14 protein-coding genes are annotated in these 24,298 nt (G+C 63.4%); 3 read left to right on the forward strand and 11 right to left on the reverse strand.

Going from position 1 to position 24,298, the window contains the following annotated elements:
* Positions 1-41 precede the first annotated feature (41 nt).
* The 11 genes from H6650_22095 to H6650_22145 form a co-directional block, all read right to left on the reverse strand.
* Positions 42-8,036, reverse strand: coding sequence for a hypothetical protein (locus tag H6650_22095; GenBank protein ID MCB8954705.1), 7,995 nt, complete (start codon positions 8,034-8,036; stop codon positions 42-44).
* Positions 8,037-8,212: 176 nt separating this feature from the next.
* A complete protein-coding gene (locus H6650_22100; GenBank protein ID MCB8954706.1) occupies positions 8,213-8,908 on the reverse strand; it encodes a response regulator transcription factor in 696 nt (231 codons plus the stop codon).
* Positions 8,909-9,124: 216 nt separating this feature from the next.
* A complete protein-coding gene (modB, locus tag H6650_22105) occupies positions 9,125-9,931 on the reverse strand; it encodes a molybdate ABC transporter permease subunit (protein MCB8954707.1) in 807 nt (268 codons plus the stop codon).
* Positions 9,928-10,755, reverse strand: a complete 828-nt coding sequence (modA, locus tag H6650_22110) for a molybdate ABC transporter substrate-binding protein (GenBank protein MCB8954708.1) — start codon at positions 10,753-10,755, stop codon at positions 9,928-9,930. The genes modB and modA overlap by 4 nt, the downstream gene beginning before the upstream one ends.
* Positions 10,756-10,801: 46 nt before the next feature.
* A complete protein-coding gene (locus H6650_22115) occupies positions 10,802-11,452 on the reverse strand; it encodes a YdcF family protein (protein MCB8954709.1) in 651 nt (216 codons plus the stop codon).
* Positions 11,452-12,504, reverse strand: coding sequence for a phosphotransferase (locus H6650_22120; protein ID MCB8954710.1), 1,053 nt, complete (start codon positions 12,502-12,504; stop codon positions 11,452-11,454). The genes H6650_22115 and H6650_22120 overlap by 1 nt, the downstream gene beginning before the upstream one ends.
* Before the next feature lie 34 nt (positions 12,505-12,538).
* Positions 12,539-13,375 (reverse strand): YceI family protein, encoded by an 837-nt coding sequence (locus H6650_22125; protein ID MCB8954711.1) that lies wholly within the window; start codon positions 13,373-13,375, stop codon positions 12,539-12,541.
* 211 nt (positions 13,376-13,586) lie between these two features.
* Complete coding sequence (locus H6650_22130; protein MCB8954712.1) at positions 13,587-14,807, reverse strand: ABC transporter permease; 1,221 nt, start codon at positions 14,805-14,807, stop codon at positions 13,587-13,589.
* The gene (locus H6650_22135; GenBank protein ID MCB8954713.1) at positions 14,794-15,528 is read right to left on the reverse strand and encodes an ABC transporter ATP-binding protein; all 735 of its coding nucleotides are present in this window, start codon (positions 15,526-15,528) and stop codon (positions 14,794-14,796) included. Before H6650_22135 ends, H6650_22130 begins: the two co-directional genes overlap by 14 nt.
* Complete coding sequence (locus tag H6650_22140) at positions 15,525-17,171, reverse strand: efflux RND transporter periplasmic adaptor subunit (GenBank protein MCB8954714.1); 1,647 nt, start codon at positions 17,169-17,171, stop codon at positions 15,525-15,527. The genes H6650_22135 and H6650_22140 overlap by 4 nt, the downstream gene beginning before the upstream one ends.
* A 71-nt stretch (positions 17,172-17,242) precedes the next feature.
* Positions 17,243-18,811, reverse strand: coding sequence for a biotin/lipoyl-binding protein (locus H6650_22145; GenBank protein ID MCB8954715.1), 1,569 nt, complete (start codon positions 18,809-18,811; stop codon positions 17,243-17,245).
* Between the two features lie 661 nt (positions 18,812-19,472).
* Here H6650_22145 and H6650_22150 point away from each other — a divergent pair.
* The 3 genes from H6650_22150 (at position 19,473) to H6650_22160 (ending at position 24,088) form a co-directional block, all read left to right on the forward strand.
* Positions 19,473-23,318: a CHAT domain-containing protein gene (locus H6650_22150; protein ID MCB8954716.1), complete on the forward strand. Its 3,846-nt coding sequence runs from the start codon at positions 19,473-19,475 to the stop codon at positions 23,316-23,318.
* Between the two features lie 123 nt (positions 23,319-23,441).
* Complete coding sequence (locus tag H6650_22155; protein ID MCB8954717.1) at positions 23,442-23,642, forward strand: hypothetical protein; 201 nt, start codon at positions 23,442-23,444, stop codon at positions 23,640-23,642.
* Complete coding sequence (locus H6650_22160) at positions 23,630-24,088, forward strand: hypothetical protein (GenBank protein MCB8954718.1); 459 nt, start codon at positions 23,630-23,632, stop codon at positions 24,086-24,088. The genes H6650_22155 and H6650_22160 overlap by 13 nt, the downstream gene beginning before the upstream one ends.
* Positions 24,089-24,298: the final 210 nt, after the last annotated feature.

Here is a 24,298-nt window from a genome sequence, read left to right on the forward strand (position 1 = left end):
CTGACGCGCTTCGCTCAGCGCGGTCATCCGCGCATAGACCGTTATGGTACGGTAAACCCATCAAAAAAGACCAGATTGCCATTGGCGTCGGGATGATGGGTTCCCAGGGCGCGAATTTGAATCTGGTGCGTGCCGGGGGAAAGCCCGCTGATATTTTCTTCCACCTGGAACTGCCAGGTGGGACTGTAGGTGTCCACAAGGGCCGCGGGCGATCCGTCCACGAGGATGACGGCCTGCCCACACAGATTACAACGCGCCGTTATCCAGTTGAACTCGGAGCCTGTGATAGTGAAACTTGTGGTAGCGTTGGCCGTCTGTGCCAGCCGGAGGCTGCCTAGTTGCGCTTGAGCCAGCGCCAGGCCGCTCCATGATCTGTAAATAACGGCGGGGTTTGTATCGTCCACAACGGTTGCGCCAACCTGGAACGCATCCAACCGCACTTCTGTTCCCGTGGCGTTTGGGTTCTTCTGGCCGGACGCGACGAACAATACCATGTGCGGGCTGTTGGTCAGCCCCGAGTATTGCACGGGCACGTTGCAACTGGCAACCGGGTTGTAAAGGTCAAGCGCCCCCTGAAACACGCCATCTATTAGCGGGAAGGCAATACCTAGATTCGGTCCCTGGCAGACGCGCAAGATGATGCTGCTGCTGGACTGTGTGGCGCGGTAAGCAAGCCATTGGTTTGTTTGCGAAGCGGCGCGATAGCCGCCGCCAATGGCCGTGGCCGACTCGCCGCCGTACCAGCCGTCATACTGTATCAGGTAGCTGACGTCGTCCGCGACGAAGGGTTCAGGGGGGATGACGGTCTTTTCCTCCAGGGCAATTTCGCTGACCACGGGCTGGAATGGTTCCGTGATGTGGACATAGATGCTGCCATCGGCGTAGCTGGCGGTCGGTACATCCACTGTGAGGTAGGCGGGAACGCCGCTCAAGGGTTGGTCGCTGAGGACAGGTTGCCCATCTACCAGAATGCTTTGCACACGTCCGCCATTGTCTCCTTCGTAGAAGGTGAGATTGAGTTGATAGGCGCGGGTGTTGTCGAGCTGGTCAAAACGGTAGATGATGGGGGCCTGGTCCGCGTAGCGTACGGTTTGATAGGGCAGGTTGCCCCAACTGTTGTCGCTGCTGCTTCCTGGCAGCCAGCCACAGCCATCCGCCGCGCCGACGTAGACGGCTTCATCGGGCAGGCCGCTGTCCCGGTAGCAGTAACGCACGTCGCTCAACGTGAGTTCGCTGACAACGGGGCCGCCCAGACCGCCACCGGTTTTCTCGATGGTGAGGGTGATGCTGTTGTCAATGGTATGGGCGGGGTCCAGCCGCAGGGAGATGGTCTGGGGGACGTTGCTGGCGGTGATGTTGGTGGCTGCTTCGACGCCGTCTACCAGTACGCGCAGGATGCGGCTGCCGCTACACAGGAAGAAGGTGAGGTCGAGGTGGTAGAAGCGGTCGGGGAGCAGGTTGTCGAAGCGGTAGCGTAAGGATTCGCCGCTGTTGCGCTGGCGATAAGTCTGGTGGGGCTGGTTGCCACAACTGTTGACGACGATGCCCGCGTCCAGGTAGCCGAAGCCGATGGCGGGATCGTAGGGTGTTTCTGTGGGGGCGCCGGCGTCCAGGTAGATGGGATCACCCCAGCCGACGAGCACGGCTTGCGCGGTGGTGTTGTTGGTTTCGTCGTATTCGTTGACCGTGTTTTCGGCGTCGGCGATGGCGTAGAGGGTGGCGCTGCCGGTTTGTGAGGGGGTCCAGGGGAGGGTGATGGTGGTGGAGATGCCGGCATTAACCGCCACCGCCGCCGTTCCAATCAAGATACCGCCAGCCTCCGGATCACCCAGGTAAAGCGCCGTCAGACTGCCGCCCGCATCCGTTTCCCCACTGTTGTCCAACGTGACCGCCACGCTGCCCGGTAGCCCCTGTCGCAGGGTCTCCGCGGCGGCAATATCCATCACATGCAAATCGGCGCGACTGAGAACCGTGATCGGCGCGGCAGCCGTGTTGTTCTCCTCATCCAGTTCCGTGATCTGCTGCAACGGATCAACACTGACCCGGATCGTCACCGGTCCCAGGTAACTGCCGGTGTCCCACATGATGCTGGCCGTGGCGCTGTCGTTGCCGGCAATTGCCGGCACAAAATGGCTGCCCAACATCGTACGCTCCCCCGTGCCCCTGACTGCCCAAAACGTCACCACGACATTTTGCGCCACCAGCGGCCCCTCATTGCGCACCTCCGCCATCACGTTCACCAGGTCCATTTCCGAAGGCGTCGGGTTGCTAAACGACAGGTCATCCACACCCACCGCCAGGTCTACATCCGTGCCCGCGGTCAGAACGGCATTCGTGAGATAGAGCGTGCCGCTGCTTTGCAACGTCAGCGCCAGCGGCACATCCACGTTCTCGCCGCTGCTCGCGGGCTGCGCCGCCAGAAAGGTGTTGAGGGCCGCCGCCAGGTTAGGCGAGGGCAGGGTTGTGGGGGCTTGCCCGTCCCAACTGACCGCACCGCTCCATAGATTAACGCCATCGTCACCCACATCCAGGACGAAATCACCGCTGCCCGCGCTCTGCCCCACCGCCAGCAGGTCCAGCGTGGCGGTCAGGTAGGTGCGCTTGGGTAGCGTGAGCGTGAGTACCTGGGTGGTCGTTGGCGGCGCGAACGCCGCGTGGACACCATACTGCACCTGGAAGCGGGCAAAATCGCCGATGTCGGCGGGCAAGGCCAATTGCGTCGTATCGTTCGCTTTGGCCAGCGAGTAGACGCGCATCGTTTGCGCGGGAGTCCAGCCGCTGAAGTCCAGACCATCCCATGCTTGTGCCTGCCATGTATACACACCGTCGGTGGGCACAGCGGGTTGCCAGGCGGTCTCCGCGGACAGGGCAGACATATCGCTCCAGCCATCGCCTGCGATGGTTGCCTGGAATTGCCGCGTCGGATTTGGCGCGTCATCCGGGTCGCCGCCGTCGGTCCAGGTCAGGGTGATGGCCCGCCCTAACCAGCCCGCCCCGTCGGCGGGAGCCAGGTCAATGGGGGGATTCGGCGGTATGTTCACGGTGGCGCATTCGACGTTGCTCCAGCCCGTGTTGCCGCCGGCGTTGGACGCGCGCGCGCGGTAGCACCAGATACCGGCCGTGCGCCCGCTCAGGTTCTGGTTGGTGGCTCCGCCCAGATAGATTTGCGACCATGCGCCGCCATCGTGCTGTTCTTGCAGTTCATAGCTGGCCCCGCCAGGGACATCGGACCAACTGACCGTATAGCTGCCATCGCCGTCACTGTTCGCGATAGGATCGAGCGTCGGGGCCTGGGTGGGGCTGACGGCGGTGCATTGGCTACTGCTCCAGGGACCATCCCCGGCGGCGTTGTATCCCTGTACGCGGTAGCACCAGACGCCTGGGGCGTTGCCGTCGCGGCTTTTGCTGGTTCCGCTGCCTGTGTAGATGGTGGTCCAACTGCCTCCTTCATACTGTTCTTGCAGGCGATAGCCTGTGGCGCCTGTGACTGTGGTCCAACTGACCGTATAGTTGCCATCGGCGTCGCCCGCGGGGGCGCTGAGGGTGGGGGCGGCGGTCGGTGTGACGGTGGTGCATTGGTTGTTGCTCCAGCCGCTGGTTCCGCCATCGTTGGTGGCGCGCACGCGGTAGCACCAGGGGCCAGGCGTTTGCCCGCTGCGTGTTCTGCTGGTTCCGGTTCCTGTGTAGATGGTGTTCCAGGCGCCGGCATTATACTGTTCTTGTAGTTCGTAGGTGTCCGCGCCAAAAGCTGCCTGCCAGCTTACGGTGTAGCTACCATTCCCGTCCCCGTTGGCAATGCTGTTCAGGGTGGGCGCGCCTGGCGCTTGCAGGACAAATTTCATGGCGTCCATCCAGACGCGATAGGTGTAGGAGGGTTCGTTTACCTGATCGGTGACTTTGACGTAGCAGTTTGAGGAGGTGTGGCAGTCAATCGGTGTGCCGATGGCCCGCCAGCTACCCGGACTAAGCTGCTGGTTGTCGAGGAAGTTTTGGTCTGTGTCGTCGTTGGAGTGGATTTGCACGTGGGCGGATTGGGTGGTGGGCACGCCGCCGTAGCTGGGGTTCCAGCGGTACACTTGGTAGGAACCGTTGTGGGCGATGGTTGGCTGCCATTTGCCGTAGTCGACGGCGGCTCCCTGGACGCCATAGGTCCAGTAGGCATGGTTTGCGTAAGTGTTGCCGCCGTTGATGTATCCCCAGCCGGCGCCTGATTGCGTGAAGCAGCCGCTGAGGTTATCGCAAATGAATTCGGACTGGAGTACCTGGTTGGCGGGACGTGGTGTTTCCTGTTTTGGGAGGGCGGGAATGCCCGCGCCTTGCAGGTTCAGCGCCAGGTCGCTGCTACCGAGCCAGTTGCCTGTTGCGTCCAGGAGGTAGAGGGGGGTCGTGCCTGTGTGCGGCGGGATGTTATTCGTGTAGTCAATAATGGAGGCGGCGGGGCGAGGGCCGGATATGGTCACGAACTCTTGCCAGGGGCGGTTATCAAGGCCATCGTAGGCGGCCGATTCCGTGGGGATGACTTCGCCCAACAGCAGCACGGCTGCCTGTGGCTGGGCGGGGTCATTGGTGCGCAGCGACAGGGTCTGGCTGAAGGGACCGATGGGGAGCAGGGCGGTGTCCAGGGTGAGGTCGATGGTGGCAAATGCGCCTGGCGGCAGCGAGAGGATGGTTGCGGCGGGGCGCAGGGGGAGAGGGCTGCCGGCATCGGCCCAGAGCCAGAGGTCCGCGAGGCCGGTGTTGGCGAAGGCGGCGGTGGCCTGCCGCACGACGCCCTGGGGGATGGGGCCGAGGTCCATGGTGGTGGCGGCGGGAGAAAATGCCGGCAATGGACTTTCCCCCAACTGCGAAAACATGGCGAAATCGACGTCAATGGGCCAGCGGTCGTAATCGGTGGCATAGACGCGCACCTTGTAGAGGGTGTTCGCCTGATACGTGGGGCTGAAGCTGTCCGTGTGCCAGATGATGGGATGCAGGTTGGGGCCGGGGAGTAGGGTGGTTGTGATTGTGTCCAGGGCAACCACTGTGCCGGTGACGGTGGCATAGGCCACCAGCAGTTGCGCGTTGGTAATGGGTGTTGCTTCTGGATTGATAACGCTTAACACCAGCTCATTGTCCCCGATGGGATCAAACGGTGTAGTGCTGAGCAAGTCGAGCGTGATGGACCGGCGCATTTGGTCGGCATAGGGGAGCAAATCGTCGGTGATGGCGTCCAGGGCGACGGGCGTGATGCGGCGGTGGTTTCCCTGGGCGTCGTTGTAGGAGATGGTGATGAGGGGTGGGGTGTATGGTTCTTGCTGGATGGTGTAGCGGAACACGTCACGGGGAGCGCGGGCGGCGATGGTGAACTGATCGGCGGCAACGATTGTGCCTGAGCTGAGGCGCAGTTCCAGGCCATCGGCGACGGGGATGGGGCTGGGGGGGAGATAGGTGTTGTCGAGAGGTAGAATGCCGGCATTTCCCGCCCCATCAACCCAATTCAGTGCCAGCCCTGGCGTTTGCCCTACCATCCCGGTGGCATTGGCCGTAAACGTATAAACCTTGTCCTGGCGCAGCGCATAATGCCCATCGGCCTCCGGCCACGCCGACCCCATCCACGATACCAACAGCGGGGCCTCAAGGCGCGAACTCAGCAGCACCTTGTCGCCGGGATCGAGCCGCCCTGCCGTTCCCACCAATCCTGTTTCAATGGTGATGGTCTCGTCCGGCGCGGCGATGGTTGCTTCTACCCCTGCCGCGGGATAATCCCCCACGTTTTGCAGCGCCATCTCCACTTCTACGGTATCACCCAGGCGTGTTGCGGAGAAGCCGGCAATGACGCGCGCTTGCGGATGCGCGAGCGGGTCCGCCGGGTCTGTTTGCCACTTCCACTCCACACGGTCGCTGTACTGGTCCCGATCCGTATCCTGGTTAAAGCGAAGCAGCAGGTGCGTTTCCGTGGCGGCCGGTCGTTGGCGAAAGGGGAGCGGAGCGTCTGGGTCGTATAGCTCCAGATAACTGTTCCACCAGGAGCGGTCGGTGACGGCGTGTTCGACCCAACCGCTGATCTCATGGTTGGCATCGTATTCGGGCGTTACCAGGGAGAGCAGGTCGCCGTCAATGGTTTCCGTGACGGTGAAGTACCGTTTCAGGATCTGCTGATAAGTCTCATTGCCCCAGGTGGGCAGGAGGTAGGTATCGATGGATTCGTCATTGTCCCAGACGCCATCGTCTATTTCGACGATGACGCCGCCGCCCCAGGCGTTTTGATAGAACTGTTCGTCGTCGCCGTAGCTGAAATCTTCGACGACGATGTGGATGGGCGCGCCGAGGTCGATAAGTTTGAGTTGTTCCAATGAGAGGGGAATGGCGCTGGAGCTGTAGGTGTGTTGTTCGCCGGGGTAGAAGTTTTCCAGGATGCCGATGTCTTGTTGCGAGGCGAAGTAGGACATGGGGGGCTGGTCGCCGATGAGGATGTTGAAGATAATGCCGGAGATGGCGCGGGCATTGTCACTGCCGGCATTTTTCACCTGGTACACAAACGTCAAATCCGCCGCGTGGCTGGTGTCCACCGCCGTGGCGGTGCTCCATTCCTCCGTTGTGGCAATGGCGCTCTCGTTGCTGACGCTGAACTCCGCGTAGTCCTCGCGGTTGATGGACGTTGCCTGGCTGGACTCGTAGCCGACGCCAACCGCCTGCGACTGTTCGTAAACCTGACTGACGGAATAGGATGAACCGGATTCGTACCCCACTTCGTATCCTTGCGCGGACCCGCTGGTGGTTTGGAACTCCGTGCTTTTGGTGTTGGCCCAGGATTGCCCATAGGAACCTTCCAGGCTCAGGCCGATTTCGCCGTTGATCGAACCGCCGATCTCGCCTCCGGCGTCCACGGCTATTTTGAGCGTGCCACCCAGTTCCGCGCCGATGCCGGCATTGGCCCCCAATCCAATATCCCAACTCCCCCCGCTTTCCGTCTCATTCGCCACCCCAATTGTCTGCTCCGTAAAATACTCGTGGGAACTGGAAGCCATCTGTCCCTGATACTGACTGAACTCCGCCCCATCCGCCACGCTGTTCCCCACTTCTTGCCACGCACTGTAGGTATGCGTTGCCTCCTGTCCCACACCCATTGCCGTGCCCTGGGCGTGATTAGTGCCGTAGCTGAACGATTCGCCCACCCCGTGCGTCTCCCCTGCCGTGATTTCCGTCACCAACTCCACCGCCAGCGTATCTGGCAGAACGGTGATGGCAATTTGTGGATAGGCGGCTACAAATGGGTGATTGCCCGGCGGATCAACCCATCCCGGCATGTTGGGCGTAATAAAGGTGTCTTCCGGTCGCGGTAGCGCCCCGTAGCCCGGATACTTGGTGATACCAAACAACTCCTGCCCGTCGTCGAACTTGTCTCCATCCGTGCTTTCCCGATTTACGTTCAGCCCCACCACATTGATTTCCGCCAGGTCGGGCACGGAGTCAGCGTCGTCGTCGTAGCAGCCTGCATGATCTGGCGGCCATCCGGCAAATGGCTTGCCGTTGGTTGGGTTCTGGGATAGCAGTTGGCTTATTTCCGCGCCATCGCCAACCAGGTCGCCATCCGAATCTGGATTGTTGAGGTCCGTACACCACCAGCCTTCCTCCGTGTCCGTCAAACCATCGCCATCACTATCCACGGTGGGCGCATCTATCAGGGCGTCTCGCATCGCCTGATCGTCCGGCGCGAATGAAACGGTGTTCAGCGTCAACAGGGCATCGACCTGCCGTGGTCGGTATCCCAGGCGAGCCAGGTCCGCCAATTGATCCCTATCCGCGATTACCAGGGCGGCGTTGTCGCGTTCCTGTAGCAGAGCGAGCGTGAGGGCGGGCAGCGCGCGCTGTTCGGAAGGATTGCGCCAGCGCACCCAGGCGCGGAACAAGGGCGAGTCCTCCGCTTCGGTGGGATACGCTTCGGCCATGTTGATGTCTGGCAGGCTGGCCGCGGGTGTGCCCAATGGCGTTGCCAATAGGGATAGAAGAACGATAGCGGCAGTTATGCGATGCAAGACATGAGGATGATAAGACATGATCGACCTCCTGGAAGCCGCGGTTGTGTTTTAGAAACGAACGGGAGTGGGTTGGTGATTCCGCGTGAAGAAAGAAAGAGTCCCCCATGCCGGCATAATACGCCCGCAATTCTATGGGGCCAATTCGTGACACAGTGGGCTACCCCCCTGGGGATTGATTAACTGAAAACTGACGCCTATTTTCCCACCAATTTGTAGCCAATGCCATAGACGGTTTGAATATAGCGCGGTTCTTTGGGGTCGGGTTCGATTTTGCGGCGCAGGTTTTTGATGTGGCTGTCGAGGGTGCGTTCCATGCCGGCATATTCATACCCCATCCCCTGCCCGATCAACTCCCCCCGTGTAAACGCATACCCCGGATTCTCCAGCAGCAGCCGCAAAATATCGAACTCCGTCGGCGTCAGGTCCACCGCCGTCCCATCTACCGTCACCAGGCGCTGTCCCACATCCATGCGCAGCCCCGCCAGTTGCAGCACCTGCGGCGGCGTGTGTCCACCCGCCTGCGCGCGCCGCAACAGCGCCCGCACCCGCGCCACCACCTCGCGCGGGTTAAAAGGCTTCGTGATGTAATCATCCGCCCCCAGCTCCAACCCCAAAATCTTGTCCGTGTCCTCCACGCGCGCCGTAATCATAATGATGGGTGTCGCCGCCAGGCTGCTGTCACCGCGAATCAGGCGCGTCAGGTCCCAGCCATCCCGATCTGGCAGCATCAAGTCCAGCAGCAGCATGTCCGGCTTCTCCCGCCGCAGCGTATGCAGCGCCGTCTCGCCATTGGTCGCCGTGAACACCTCAAAACCAGACTGGGTCAGGTAGCCACGCAGCAGCCGCACAATCTCGCGGTCATCATCTACAACCAGAATGCGTTGTTTCAGCATAGCCGTATCCCCAATAAAATGCGCCGCGCATCAGGCACGGCCGCCCTCATCCAAGTGCTATTGTATCCCACGGGTTCGCTCGGAATTAACGTTGGACTTTCCAATACATAAGAACCCTTCAAGCGCATCCGTCAATGCCCGAGCGAAGCCTTCATTAACGGATGCGCCCCAAGCGGGCGAAACGGGTAATTCGTCCCCAGGCGACGCCTCGCGCTAGGCCGCTTCTCGCTGCCAGAAAAGGCGGGCGAGAATAAGGACGAGAAAAGAAAGCCCCAATAGGATAACGGAAAGGGTGAGGGCGACATTAAGCTCCAACTCGAACCCAATGTAAATCGCCAGGGGCATGGTTTGCGTGCGTCCGGGAAAATTGCCGGCAAAAATAATCGTCGCCCCAAACTCTCCCAAGGCCCGCGCCCAGGTGAGAACGGCCCCATTGAGCAGCGCCGCCCGCGACAGAGGAACGGTGATGTGCCAGAAGACGCGCCAATTGCTGGCCCCGTCCAACCCCGCGGCCTGCTCCATCTCCGGTTCCACGCCGCTAAAACCGACGATGGCGGATTTGATGTACAGAGGGGCGGCAATGAACATTTGCGCCATGACCACGGCTATGGGCGTGAAGGCGATGTTCAGGCCGAGGGTGTTCAGGAAAGTGCCGGCAATTCCCCGCCGCCCAAACGCCATCAACAACGCCACGCCCGCCACCGCCGGCGGCAGCACCGTGGGCAGATCAATCAACGTATCCACGGCCCGCCTCCCGCGAAACTGCCGCCGCGCCATCAAATAAGCCACAGGCGTCCCCGTGAGGATTACCAGCCCCGTGGAGACGGTGCTCGTGATCAGGCTGATGAAGATCGCCTGCTGCACCGCCACGCGCCCCAGGTTGAGAGCCACCTGTTGCGGCGAACTGCGCCAGATGAGGGCCAGCAGCGGCAGCGCCAGAAAAATCAACAGCGGCAGGCTGAGGGTCCAACCAAAGCGGGGCGGCTGGGGCGGCGGTGATGGTGAATGGCGGGCGCTCATGGGACGGTGGTTGTGGGGGGGAGAAAGCCGTATTGCCCCAGCACGGCTTGCCCGACGGGCGAGAGCAGATAAGCAATGAAGGCCGCGGCCAACTGGGGATGTGGGCTGTCGTTGAGGGGGGCGACGGGGTAGCTGGCGATTGGGTTCAGGGCGTTGGGGATGGGGAGGAGGTTGACGGGTTCGGGGCTGTTATGGGTGTCGCTGGCGTAGACAATGCCGGCATCTGCCTCCCCCAACGCCACCTTCGTCAACACCACCCGCACATTCTGCTCATACGAAACCACGTTCCTCATCACCGCCGCCGCAAAATCCGCCCCCAGCGCCCCCTCCTCGCTTGCCCGCGCCAAAAAATCGCGCGCATAACGACCCGCGGGCACTCCGGGAGCCGCCAGGATCACCTTCACGCCCGCGCGCCCCAGGTCCGCCAGCATGTGCAACCCCGCCGGATTATCCTCAGGGATAATCACCGCCAGCCGGTTCCGCGCAAACGGGCGCGGCGCGTCCGCATCAACCCGCCCGTTGGTGATGGCCGCCGCCATCTGCGCTTCATTGGCGCTGGCAAACACATCTCCCGGCGCGCCCTGGGCGATCTGCTGCGCCAACTGCTGCGAGCCGGCGAAGTTGAGCGTCACGCGCGCGCCCGGATGAGCCGCCTCGAACCGCGCCGCCACATCGGTGAACGCATCCGTCAGCGACGCGGCGGCGAAAACCGTCAAATCCGTGGTTGGCTCCGCCACGCCCTCTGCGCGGCAGCCGGTCAGCGCCAGCAGCCAGAGGCCGGCCAGCAGGCAAGCGATACGCAGCAGCGGTGGGGAAGGGATCATTTGGCAATGCGGGCGCGGCGCGATGCACGCTGTTGCGCGCCGCGCCTCAATCTATCGGGATAGGGTCGCCCAGAACGGCAGCGGGACGCCGCCAGACAACGTCCCACAAAGCCAGCAGGGTGGCGGGTATCTCGCGGCTGGTGGACCAGCGCAGGCTGATTTCGCTGTAGTCGCGGCGGTCGGCGATGACGCCTTCTGCTTGCACACCCAGCCGCCGGCAGGTAAACAGGGCGCGGGGTAAGTGGAACGCTTGCGTCACCAGTAGGGCGGATTGTACCTGGAAAATGGCGCGGGCGCGGTAGCAGGTATCGTAGGTGCGCCTGCCGCCGTAGTCCGGCTGAATGTCCGCCGCGGGTACGCCGCGGGCGATGGCGTAGGCCATCATTTCTTGCGGCTCATTGTATGATAGGGTGCTGTTGTCCCCGCTGACCAGGATTTTCTGCACAATGCCGGCATGATACAACACCACCGCCGTCTCCACACGATCCCGCAGCATGGCGCTCAGGCGGCCATTGCCGTAGACGCGCGCGCCAAACACAATCGCCACCCGCTGGGTGGGGGCGGCTGTCGCCGGATACAACTGGCGACCATACCAGTTCTGCACCGAGGCCCACCAAACAAAGGGAAAAACAACCGCCGCCGCGCCCAACCAGAAGATTCGCCGCCGCCAGAGGCCCTTTTTTCTTTCCGGCGACATCACCATTCCCCCCGTTCCCGTCTCGCCGCGCCGGCAAACAACAACTCCAGCCGCTCCTCCACTTGCTCGAACCAGACCAACATATCTTCATCAATGTCCGGCTCATCCTGCAAGACGAAACTCAGCAAATCCAACTGCCGCGCCATGATGGCGCTGTCAAGCTGCCCCGGATACATCTCCGGCAATGGGCGCACTTGCGCGTAGCCCTGCAAAAAGCTGCGCCGCAGCGCCACGTAATCCGGGTCGTCCAGCAGGTAGTAGAGGGCAATGCCGATGTCCTGCACCCCATATGCCCAACGGCTGTCGTCGAAATCCAGCACACCCAGCCGCCCCTGGTGCTGGACGATGTTGCCCGTATGCAGGTCCAGGTGCAAAAAACGTAATCCCATTGGATCGGCGTAGAGTTCATCCATCAATCTTTCCACGCGCGTGGCGGCCTGCTGCACCAGTCTCCGCAGCCGCGGCGGAAAAACGTCCACATCCTCTTCCACGCCATGTGGCTTGCCAAACGGCCATACCTGATCCAGTCGCGTGTCGCAGAAAACGGGCGGTGGTGAGAAGCGGTCCGCGTGGTTGTGCAGTTGAGCCATGAGCATTCCCGCTTTGTAGAGCGTCATGCGGGATAGATGGTTGCCAATGATGCGCCCCTCCAGCCAGGCAAAAGCGGCGCAGTGGCGCGCCTCCAGCATGTCCGGCGGATCCAGCGTCACCACCCACGCGCCCGCCGTCGTCATCAGCGGCGCGGGAACCAGCAGGTCCGTATCTTGCCGCAGCGCCATCAGCCAGGCCATTTCCGACTGAATTTGCAGCGCGGTGCGTGTGCCCGGTTTGTTGATCCGCAGCGCGTATCGCTGCCCGTCACGAGCGTCAACGCGGAAAATGGTATTGTAGTCGTTGGTGAGCAGCCGCACGGCGGATACGTTCAGGCCGTATGCTTCCAACGCGAGCCAGGCCAACTGATAGAGGCGACGAATCTTGCCTTGCCGAGATAGCTCGTAGAAGTACTTCATGGCGAAAAACAAGGCGCGACGCACGTTTGCCGTGCGTCGCACCCATGGGTTTTGTGATTCCCGCGATAAGGTCTCTTTACCCGGAGACGGCGACAAAATCAATCGTTAATTGTACTTCATCTGTAACGTTTGCCACATCGGGGACGCTGGGAATGACCAGTTCGTAGGCGGAGCGGGTGACGATGGCGGTGGCCGTGCCGGCAATTTGCGTATCCGATGTGGCCGTCGCCGTCACCTCAAACGTCACCTCATTGGTGATGTCCCGGATGGTCAGGTTGCCCACGATCTGGAACGTTACCGCCTCACCCGCGGCAACGCTGGCGGGTAGCCCGACAACTTGCGTCGGGGTGAAGGTGATGAACTCGAATTGATCGGTGTTCAGGATGCGGTTGCGGATGGCGTTGTTGCGGAAGTTGTTGTCCGTGAGCAGGGTGCGCGCATTGATCGTGATCACGCCCACCTGGGCCGTCGTCAGATCCGCCACGTTGACGGCAATTTGCCCCGCCACCTGGTCCGTCGTGCCCACAACCGTGGTGCGGACACCGGCCAGGTCCTCTTGCAGCGTAAATGTCACCCGTGAATCCGTCTGGCTTATTTCGTAAAGAATGGGCGTGACGGGGGTTGCCGTGGGCGCGGGGGTATCCGTCGGCGGCACATCCGTCGGCGTTGGCGCCTCCGTGGCCGTCTCGGCGGCGGCTGTGGGCGGCACTTCCGTCGGCGCGGCTTCCGTGGGGAGGGGGTCGCTGGGCGCAGTCGTCGGTTGCGGCGCAGGCGTGTTCAGCTCCAGAGGGACTGCCTCAATGGGGCCGCTGGCGGCTTCCGGCTCACTCAGCACGTAGTTATAAATCAGGACGCCACCCAGGATGATGATAAGCAGCGCGACAATTCCGGCGATCAATTTCTTGTTTTGCATCAGTGGTTCCTCGGAAAGTGGTTATGACGTATTAGGTTAATGGTCGTCATTTGGCAACAAGCAGGTTGCTATTGTAGTCAAGTTGTCGCGTAGCCAGGAGGGCGGCTCACGCCAGACGAGCATCAATTAAGGAACTTCTCACGTCCCCGGATGAACGCGCGACCGATAACAGCCAACAGTCAACTGAAAACCATTCACCCGCCACTTCCCATTATTCATACCGCAACGCTTCGATGGGGCGCAGGCCGGAGGCGCGCCAGGCGGGGTAGATGCCGAAGATGAGGCCGACGGCGGCGGCGAAGCTGGTGGCCATGAGGACGGTGGGGGTGTCTATGATGGCGGTGAGGTCGAGGGCGTTGCCGGCAATGGTGGCAATCGTCCACCCCAACAAAATGCCAAACACGCCGCCGAGGAGGCTAAGCAGGGTGGATTCCAGGAGAAATTGCATCAGGATGTCCCGCTTTAGCGCGCCGACGGCTTTGCGGATGCCGATCTCGCGCGTGCGTTCGGTGACGCTGACGAGCATGATGTTCATGATGCCAATGCCGCCGACGACGAGGGAAATGCCGGCAATCGCCCCCAAAAACGCCGTCAATGTCCCCGTAATCGTGTTAAACGTCTGCAACAAATCCGTCTGGCTGAAAATGCGGAAATCATCCTCATCCGCATAGGCGATTCCGTGCTGCTCCCGCAGCACCGCCGTAATCTGTTCCACCGCCGCGTCCGTCTCCTCCTCGCTGGCCGCCTGCGCGATAATCTGGTTCACCGCCCGCCCCCCATTGCGCGTGCGCGCCGGGTAGAGGCGCGATTGCGCCGTCGTCAGCGGAATATACACCGTATCATCCGGATTCGTCAGGAACCCCTGCCCTTGCGCATTCAGCACGCCCACCACTTCATAGCTAACGCCGTTGATTTTCACCGATTCCCCCACGGGGAAGGCATCGCCAAACAGATCCTGCGCCGTCTGGCTGCCCAAAACGGCCACCCGCGCGCTCGTGTCCAGGTCATTTTGTGTCAGGCCATCGCCGCTGGCAAAGTCTAGCAGGTTCGTCACTTCCAGATAATTCGCCGTGATCCCCGTGACCGTGGCGCGCTTCGACGCCCCGCCGAAAATCACGTTTTGCGCGCCGCTGCTCATCGCCGCCACCGCCGTTATTGCCGGCGCGTTCAGCGGGTCCGCCAGCGCCGTCACGTCATCATTGCTCAACGCCGGATAGCCACCGCTGTTTTCCGCGTCCGTGGAGATGGAGATCAGATTGGTGCCAATTGACTGAATCTCGCCCGTAATGGACTCATTCACGCCATTGCCAATCGCCATCAGCCCGATCACGGCGGCCACGCCAATGATCACCCCCAGCATCGTCAACACAGCGCGCAACTTATTCGACAACAAACTGTCCATCGCCGTCAAAAAACTCTCACTCAAATTCATCGCCCTCTCCCAAAACCCGGTTTTTATCCAAAACCGGGTTTTTACCAGGTTGTCTCTCGTCGCTCACCACCAGGCCATCCCGCAGGTAAATGGTGCGACGGGTGCGTTCGGCTACTTCCGGGTCGTGCGTCACCACAATGACCGTAATCCCCTGCTCATACAGGGTCTCGAAAATACGCAAAATCTCCTCGCCTGTGAGCGTGTCCAACGCGCCCGTCGGCTCGTCCGCCAGGATAATGCTCGGTTCCGTCGCCAGGGCGCGCGCAATGGCCACGCGCTGCTGCTGGCCGCCCGAAAGCTCATCTGGTTTGTGGTCCATCCGCTCCGCCAGCCCCACCGCCGCCAGCGCCTCTTGCGCCCGCGCCATCCGTTCGCCGCGGCCGTATCCGGCATACATCAAGGGCAGCGCCACCTGCTTCAGCGCCGTTGTGCGCGGCAGCAGGTTGAACTGCTGGAACACAAAGCCCACGCGCTTGTTGCGAATGCGTGCCTGCTCGTCGTCGCTCATGTGGCTCACGTCAATGCCATCTAATTTGTAAATGCCGCTGCTGGGCAAATCCAGGCAGCCGATGATGTTCATCAACGTGCTTTTGCCGGAGCCGGACGGCCCCATGATGGCGACATATTCGCCCGGCTCAATCGTCAGGTCTACGCCGCGCAGGGCGTGGACGGTCTGCGTACCCATCTGATACGCTTTGGTGATGCCTTCCAGGATAATCATCCGTTGCCTCCAGGAGGTCCGCCCTCGAATGGGGAACTGATCGGGAGCGAATTGCCGATCAATACCTGTTCTCCTTCGGCCAAACCGCTCTTGATTTCCGTGTTTTGCCCGTCGCGCAAACCAATGGTCACTTCTACCTGTTCGGTGGTCTGGCGGCCATCTGCGTCCGTGGTCACTTTGTTCACGTAGAAGCGACCCGCCTGCCGGTCGGCGATGATGGCCCGGTTGGGCAGCAGCAGCACGCCCTGGCGTGAGGCGGTGACCAGGTCGGCGTTGGCCGTCATGCTGGCCCGCAGCGGCAGGTCTGTTGCGCCCAGGCGCAAGTTCACTTCATAGGTCACCAATCCCGTATCCACGCCCGCCGTGTTTTGTGGCGCAATGCTGACGATCTCGCCATCAATGGGCGTGGTGGGGAAGCTTTCCAGCGTCACCTGGGCGGGTTGTCCCACGGACAGGTTCGCCAGATCGACTTCGTCCACGCGCAGCACGACTTCCAGGCTGCCGCTGTCCATCAGGCTGACAACGGGGCCGGCGGCGGTCTCTCCTGGCGCGACGTTCACGGCGGTGATAATGCCGGCAAACGGAGCCGTCAACGTCGCTTTTTCCAGATCACTTTGCGCCCGCCGCAAAGAAATACGCGCCTGTTCCACCTGCGCCGCGGCAATCGTCATCTGCGACGCACTCGCGCCCGTCATCAGTTTGTCCAGACTGGCCTGGGCCTGCGCCAACTGCGCCTCGGCGCCGGCGATTTGCGCCTCCGACGGACCCCTTTTTGCCTGTGCCAGTCGCGCCTGCGCCGCTTCCAGATTCGCGGCGGCGGCGCTCACGCTCGCCTGCGCGCCGTTCACCACGTTGGCGTCCGCGCCCCCCGCCAGGGCATCATACTGCGCCTGTGCCGCGGCAAGCTGCGCTTCCGCCGCTGCCAGCGAATAGCGTAGTTGCTCTTCCGTCGGTCCCAGGCCGGGGCAAATCTGCCCGCCGGGTGTGTCGAAACATTGCAGCGCCCGGTCGTAGGCATCCTGGAGGGAGTCTCGCTGCTGCCGCGCCGCATCCAGATTGCTTTGCGCGGAGAGGATGTCCGCCTGCGCCGCGCCCGTCTGCGCCTGGTCCCGCTGCGCCGCCGCCGCCCACACCTGCGCCTGCGCCGCGCGCACGTTCGCTTCGGCGGCGGCAATGTCCGTGCTGGTGGGGCCGGCGCGCAGGTTGTCCAGATTGGCCTGGGCGCTGATGACGCTGGCTTGCGCCGCGGCGATGTCCGCCGCCGATGGTCCCGCCTGGAGTTGCGCCAGGTTCGCCATCTGGATGGCCAGGGTCTGTTCCGCATTGGCGACGGCTCGTTCCAGGCTGCTGGTGTCCACCTGAACGAGAATGTCGCCTGCCTGCACGCTGTCTCCCACCTGGACGTGGACGGCGGTGACGCGCCCGCCGGTCGCCAGGGAGAGGTCCGCCTGACGCTGCGGCGCGAGTTGGCCACTGGCCGTGGCGTTGGCCGCCAGGTCGCCAACGGTCACGGTGACGATGTCGCCCGTCTGGGCAGTTTCCGTAGTGCGCGCCTGACATGCTGTGGTGATAAAAATGCCGGCAACCATCAAAATCGCCGCCATTCCCCACCACATCTTGCTTTGCTTCTTATGCTTACTCATGTTGTGCTTCTCTGCAAGATTGGTTCATTCTTGGAGATTGAACCAATCTAAAAAGGGTTTTGGACGGTCGCTTAATTTCCACCAAATGGTGGGCCAAATTGCGGAGTCGGCGTCTCCGTGATCCCGATAAAGAGGCGATCCCCGACCGCCAGGCCGCTCGTAATCTGCGTGTACTCGTTATCGCGCAGGCCAATGGTCACTTCCATCTCCTGCGTCGTTTCCCCCACCACCAGGTTCACGTAATACTTGTTTGCCTGGCGGTCGGCGCGAATGGCGCGGTTGGGGACCAGCAGCACGTTTTCCCGGTTGGCCGTGATCAGGTTGGCGTTGGCCGTCATGCCCAGGCGCGCGGGCAAATCCGTTTGCCCCAGGCTCACGTGGACGTCATACGCTACTAATCCCGTGTTGGAAGGCGCGGCGTTGGGGGCGATAGCCGTGATCTCGCTGTCGATGCGCGTGTCCGGCCACGTTTCCAGCGTGATGATGGCCGGCTGCCCCACGCGCAGGTCGCCCACATCTACCTCATCCACGCTGAGGATCAGTTCCATGCCGCCGGTGGCCGCCATGCTCACCGCTCGCCCGGAGGCAAACTCCCCCTCCGTGACGTAAACGGCGGTGATGACGCCATCGAACGGGGCCATGAGCGTGGCCTGCGCCAGCGCTTCTTGCGCCGCTTCCAGGTTCAGGCGCGCCTGCGCCACCTGCGCCTCCGCCACCTGCACCTGTTCCGTCGTCGGGCCACTGTTTAGCGAGTCCAGGCTGGCCTGCGCCTGCGCCACCTGCGCCTCGGCGGCGGCGATCTGCGCGCCGGTCGCGCCGGCGAGAAGTTGGTCCAGGCCGGCCTGGGCCGCGTCCTGCTGCGCTACGGCGTTTGCCACGTTCGCTTGCGCCCCGTTGACGGCATCCGTGTTGGGGCCTTGCAGCAGCTCGTCCAGTGCCGCTTGCGCCACGGCCACATTGTCATTAGCCGCCGTCAGGGCGCTCTGATTGCCGCTGCTGGGGTTCTGGTCGTAGGCGATCTGGGCGCTCTTTTGCGTTGCCTGCGCCTGCGCCAACTGCGCTTGCGCGGCGGCGATTTGCGCCTGGGTGACGCTCTCTTGCGCCTGGCTCAAGTTGCTAGACGCGCCCCACACGTTAGCCTGCGCCGCTTGCACGCTGGCCTGCGCGGCGGCGATCTCTTCCGCCCCGGCCCCGGCGCGCAAATCATCCAGGTTGGCCTGGGCGCTGGCCAGGTTCGCGTTGGCGGCGGCGATGTCCGCGGCGGCGGCGGGTTCTTGCAGCGCCGCCAGGTTGGCTTCCTGAATACGCAGGTTCTGTTCCGCCGCCGCGACGTTTAGCGCCAGGTCGGTGGTGTCCAGTGTCACCAATGCGTCCCCGGCGTGTACGGTGTCGCCGACGCGCACGGGAACGCTCGCCACCAGACCGGGGGCGGACAGTGACAGGTTGGCCGCGGTGCGCGCCGCGATGTGCCCGGTGGCGTTGGCGCTGGCGGAGAGGTTCCCCGTGGTCACGGTGACGATTTCGCCGTCCGGCAAAGCGCCGCCCTGGGCGTCAATGCCCCCCTGCCGCGCGGCGTACAGCAGCACGCCGACCACAACAATCGCCGCGCCCACGAGCCCAAAAACAGTTCTTTTCTTCATCCACATTTCTCCTGTTTAGAGTTTGCGAGTCTGCGAGTTTGCGAGTTTGTGAGTTTGCGAGTTTGCGAGTCTGCGAGTTTGCGAGTTTGCGAGTTTGCGAGTTTGCGAGTTTGCGAGTCTGCGAGTTTGCGAGTTTGCGAGTTTGCGAGTCTGCGAGTTTGCGAGTGAACTCGCCCCTCGCCCCTCGCCCCTCGCCCCTTGCCCCTCGCCCCTCGCCCCTCGCCACTTGCCCCTCGCCCCTCGCCCCTCGCCCCTCGCCCCTCGCCCCTCGCCACTCACCTGATTCTAGGCGGGGATTATGGAGAAGCTGTGGAGGAATGGTGCAAGTTGTGTAAGAGAGGCGCGTAGAAACCCGATTTTTTTGAAAAATCGGGTTTCTGGGCATCAAGTTTCCTGTTCCCTGGTGTATAATGGGTGGGTGTATACCGCTTTGGACGATAAGCCGTTACTGGAGTTTGGCGAATTCCACGTAGGGTGATTGGAGTCGAGGCTTTAGCCGGGTCATAGGGTGATCGGAGTCGAGGCTTTAGCCGGGTCAACATAGGGTGATCGGAGTCGAGGCTTTAGCCGGGTCAACCCCCATATGTGGACCGGCTGAAGCCTCCACGCCAAAAACGCCAGAGTCCAGGCCGTTATTAGTGGTGGTCATTTTGGAGCGCATATGTCTGTTACCCTTACCTTGACGACGCGCGCGGGGCGCGTCAGCGTGCAACACGAAGAGACGATTTTGGCGACGACGCCCGTGGACGCACTGCCCGCACTGCCCGCGGCGCAGGGGGACCTGCGCGAAGCGGGGGCGCATCTGCTGGCGGCATTGGGCGGACCCGCCCTGCTGGCATTGCTGCCTCAGAACGGGGGGCGCATCATCCTGGACATTCCCCCCTCTGACCCCGCCGACCGCGTGCCCTGGGAGTTTGCCTGCCTGCCGAACGGCCAACTGCTGGCCTGCCTCCACGACTGGCTGCGGCTGGTGGACGCGGACGCGCCGCCGCTGGAAAGCGGCGCGGGGGATGGTCTGCAACTGGTGGCTTTGGGTGCGGACCCGCTGGTGGATGAACGGGGGCGGGCGGGCGACGGCTATCGCTTGCAGCTTGACCGCGAGATGCGCCAACTGCGGCGCACGCTGCGGGAAAGCAACAAACAGGTGACCGCTTATCGCATCCCCCCCACGCGCCAGGCGCTGCGCCGCGCGCTGGCGCGCCCGCAAGCCACCTGGTTGCATCTCTCCTGCCACGGCCAGGTGATCGAGACGCCCAACGGCCCCCTGGCGCGCCTGCTGCTGGAGGATGACAATGGCAAGACGGCGTACCTGACGGGCAAAGACCTGTCCGCGTTTGCCGCGATGGGCAGCGTGCGCCTGGTGCTGCTCAGCGCCTGCGTCACCGCTGAAGGACAGGCGAACCTGACCCGCGCCCTGGTACACAACGGCCTGCCCGCGGCCATCGGTATGCAAGGGTCATTCGCGGACCCGTTGAGCGACGATCTGGCGGCGGCGCTGTATGAGGCGCTGCTGCAGGGGTGGGACCTGGCGACGGCGGTGCGGCAGGCGCGGCAGGCGTTGCTGGACCATCCGCAGATGGCGGGGCTGCCCGTGCTGTATGCGCGGCGGGGGGGGACGGCGCCGCTGACGCTGGCGGCGGGGCGGGCGGATTTGCGCCGCCTGGACGCCGCTGCCGCCGTGCGCCTGCCGCTGGAAGTGCAGGCCCCACAAGTGCTGCTGGGGCGCAACCAGGAGCTATACGACCTGGCGCGGCTGCTGCACGCGGACGCGGGCGGCGCGCGCGTGGTGACGATTACGGGCACGGGGGGGATGGGCAAAACGGCGCTGGCGGCGGCGTTTGTAGAACGGTTTGGCTGGCGCTGGCCGGATGGGGCGGTAGGCGTCAGTTTTGCCGCCGGCGAGGTGGACGCGGCCCGCTTTCGCGGCGAACTGCTGGCACGGCTGACGGGGGACGAACAGGCGGATCTGCCACCGCGAGGGCAGGAAGAGGCGCTGCTGGCGGCGGCGCGGGAGTGGGATGGGCTGATCCTGGTGGACAACTACGAGAGCGTGCAGCAGGCGTTGGAGATGACGGACGGCGCGGCGCGGGAGGAAGCGGCGGCGATTCATCGCGCTTTGTTGGGGCTGGCGCGGGCGGGGGGGACGCTGCTGCTCACCAGCCGCCAGAATCCGGCGCAGTTGCCGGGGGAACGGCTATTTCCCGAAGGAGGGCGGGCGCTCTCCGGGGTGGGGATAGCGGCGGCGGCGGAACTCTTTTTCCACTACGCGCCCACGGCGGCGGGGCGGCGCGAACAGCCACCTTATCAGCAACTGGCGGAGGATGTGGCGCGGGTTACGGATGGGCATCCGTTGGCGGTGGCTTTGCTGGGTGGGGAGTTCGAGACCAGCGACGAGGCACCGGAGGCGTTTCTGCAAGCGTGGGGCGCGGAGTTGGCGGCGGCCAGCAACCAGGCGGTGGATCCCCACCACCGCACCTTTGCCACCGCCTTCAACCGCAGCTACGAGCGGCTGACGCCGGCGCAGCAGGCGCGCCTGCGCGCCCTCAGCCTGTACGGCTACCCGTTTTTTGCCCAGGGGGCGGTTGAAGCCTGGGAGATGGCGGCGGAGGGGGCGGAAGAGGCGGGGGAAGCGGTGCTGACGCGGGCACGGGCGTGGCTGCGGGCGTTGACGGCGCGCACGCTGTTGGAAGTGGATGGCTTTTTTGCGAAGGACAACACGCCCGCTACCTACCGCTTCCAGCCGGCGGTGCAGCAGGCGGTGGCGGCGCGGCTGTCCGCGGGGGAACGGGCGGCGCTGCCGCCGCGCCTGGCGCGTTATGCCTACTGGCTGGCGGGTTATGGTTATGGGACCATTCACCAGGATATGGGGCTGAACCGCGTGGTGCGCCTGGCGCTGGAGAGCCTGCCGGCGGCGGCGGCATACCTGACAGGGACGGCGCGGCTGTGGCACCTGCGGCGCGTGGCCTGGCTGCTTAACGCCTATGGACAGGCGAAGCAGGCGTACCAACTGCTGCAAGGGACGCTGGACGAGGCGGCGGCGCTGCCGGCGACGGATGAGGAGGTGATGCGCCTGCGCAGCAGCTTGCTGTACCAGATGGCCGATCTGGAGGTGACGCGGGGGGACCTGGACCGCGCCCTGGCCCTGTACACCGAATCGCTGCGGGGGTATGAGCAAATCGGGGACATCAAGGGCAAGGCCGCCTCGCTTTCGATGATGGCGCAGGTGTACCTGACGCGGGGGGACCTGGACCGCGCCCTGGCCCTGTACACCGAATCGCTGCAGTTAAAGGAGCAAATCGGGGACATCAAGGGCAAGGCCGCCTCGCTGTCTGGGTTGTCCAATTTGTATATGCGAAAAAAGGATTGGGAAAGCGCGGAACAGTTGGTGCAGGAAGCATTGACGCTGTCCCAAAGCCTGGGAGACCTGGCGCAAATCGCTTTTAATACGGGGAAACTCGGCCAGGTTGCTCAGGCCAGGGGAGATACAGAAACAGCCAAAACAAGGTATGGTGAAGCGTTGCGGATTTTTCAACAGTTGGGGATGCCGCGCGAGACGGCGCAGGTGCAGCAGATGCTGACGTCTCTCGTGGATGGCGGCGCGCCGGCAGGAGGTAAGAGCGAGAGAGAGGACGTAGAAGCAATGCTCGCCCGACTGTCGCCAACGGAACGCGCTCAGGCGGAAGCCCGGTTGCGGCAGTTGGCCAATATGAGCGAGGCGGAGAGGGCGCAATTGATTTTGCTGGGGCGGATGCATGAAGCAGTACAGCAGGCGAATGAGGCGAAGGAACGTGGGGTGCTGCCGGCATCCATCGCCCATCAGCAAGAAGCAGTCCAACACGCGCGCCGCCTGGCAAACGAAACGGGGCAGCGGGATGCCTGGGTGCAACTCAGCGTGCTGCTCTATAACCTGGCGGGCTACCATGGCCAGGCAGGCAGGCAGGCGGAAGCCGTGGCCTGCCTGGAGGAAGTGGTGGCCCTGGACGAGCGCACGGGGCATCCCGACCTGGAGAGCGACCGCGCGGCGCTGGCGCAGGCGCGGGCGGCGCTGGCCGAATCAGGTGGGGACGCCGCGCCCGCCGCCGATGATCTGACGCCGGAGCAGGAAGCGCAGTTGGCGGCGTTTGCGCGCCAGTGGGAGCAGCTTTCCCCCGCGGAGCAGGCGGCGCTGCGTCGCCAGACGGTGACGCAGCGCCAGACGGTGACGCGTCGCCAGACGGTGACGCAGCAACTGGTGCAGCAGGTGGGGCAGGCGGTTGTGGCCTATCGGCGCGGTGATCTGGACGGGGCGGAGGCGGCCCGCGCAGCGGCGCAGGTCGAGGAGGTGGCGGCGCAGGTGGCGGCGGATGAGGAGATGGGGGTGGGGCGGCAGGATTTGGCGGCGTTTTTGCGGGCGGCGGCGCGGGTGCTGCGCGGCGCGGCGCGGCCAGGGGGCGTGGCCGCCTGGCCCCCCGTGCCGGAGGCGTATGCGGATGTGGTCGGGCAAATCGAGGCCGCGGCCGCGGCGTAGGGCGGGTTGCCAACCCGCCCTTTGTCTGGCCGCGTGACGCGATAGCGGATTAACAACCCATGCTACAGGGTGGTGGTATGGCAGTGGGCGGGTTAGCAACCCGCCCTACGGGATGGAGGATGTATGAGCGTGGATGTGGAGATGATTAACGTGAAGTGCCAGGCGTGTGGGCATGTGTGGCAGGTGGACCCGGCGCAGATTGGGCGCGAGCAGCAGGTGATTTATCGCGGCGCGGAGACGGTGCGCGTGCGTGTACAATGTCCCGTGGATCATGCTTACGTGATCGTGGAACTGCCCAAGAGGTATTTGCCGTGGACGAGGTGACGGGGCCAATCTTTACGGGCGTGCCCGAATCTCCTGAGGAGCGGGCGTTGCGGGAATGGTGGGCGGCGCAGGCGCTGCAGTCGCTGGATAACCTGGAGCGGGCGGCGCGGCAGATCATCACGCTGTGTACGACGCTGTTGGGGACGCTGCTGGCAGTGGCGGCGCTGGCGGAGAATCCGTTGCCCCCGTACATGTCTTATTGGTCTGTGCGCCTGGCATTGGAGGTGGGGGTGGTGTTGCTGTTGGGGGGGCTGGCGGCGGCGCTGGTTGTTGTCTGGCCGCGGCGGTATGCGGCGGCTCCTGATCTGCCGGATCAGCAGCGGCAGGTTTTCGACGGGATGCGCCAGTTGAAGGCGCGGGCGCTGTCGGTGAGCCTGGTGCTGTTTGGGTTAGGGTTGGCGGCGTTGGCGCTGGCGCTGCTGCTGGCGCTGCGGCTGGCGGCGTGAGGGGTGGCCTCTTTTTAATTTCCGTTCCTTAGCCAAGACGCGGCCATGGCGTCGCGCTTGCCGGAAAGGGCGTGAAACAATGGATGGATGGGGGGGAGCATGATAGAATTGCCGGGCGTTCGCATGGTCCATTCACAACGGTTTGGGTCGGTCGCGGTACGCTTTCCCCGTGTGTCTTCCTTATTGTCTGGCACCGTTCCGGTCGCCAGA

The organism is Ardenticatenales bacterium (genome assembly GCA_020634515.1).
Classification (GTDB): Bacteria; Chloroflexota; Anaerolineae; order Promineifilales; family Promineifilaceae; genus JAGVTM01.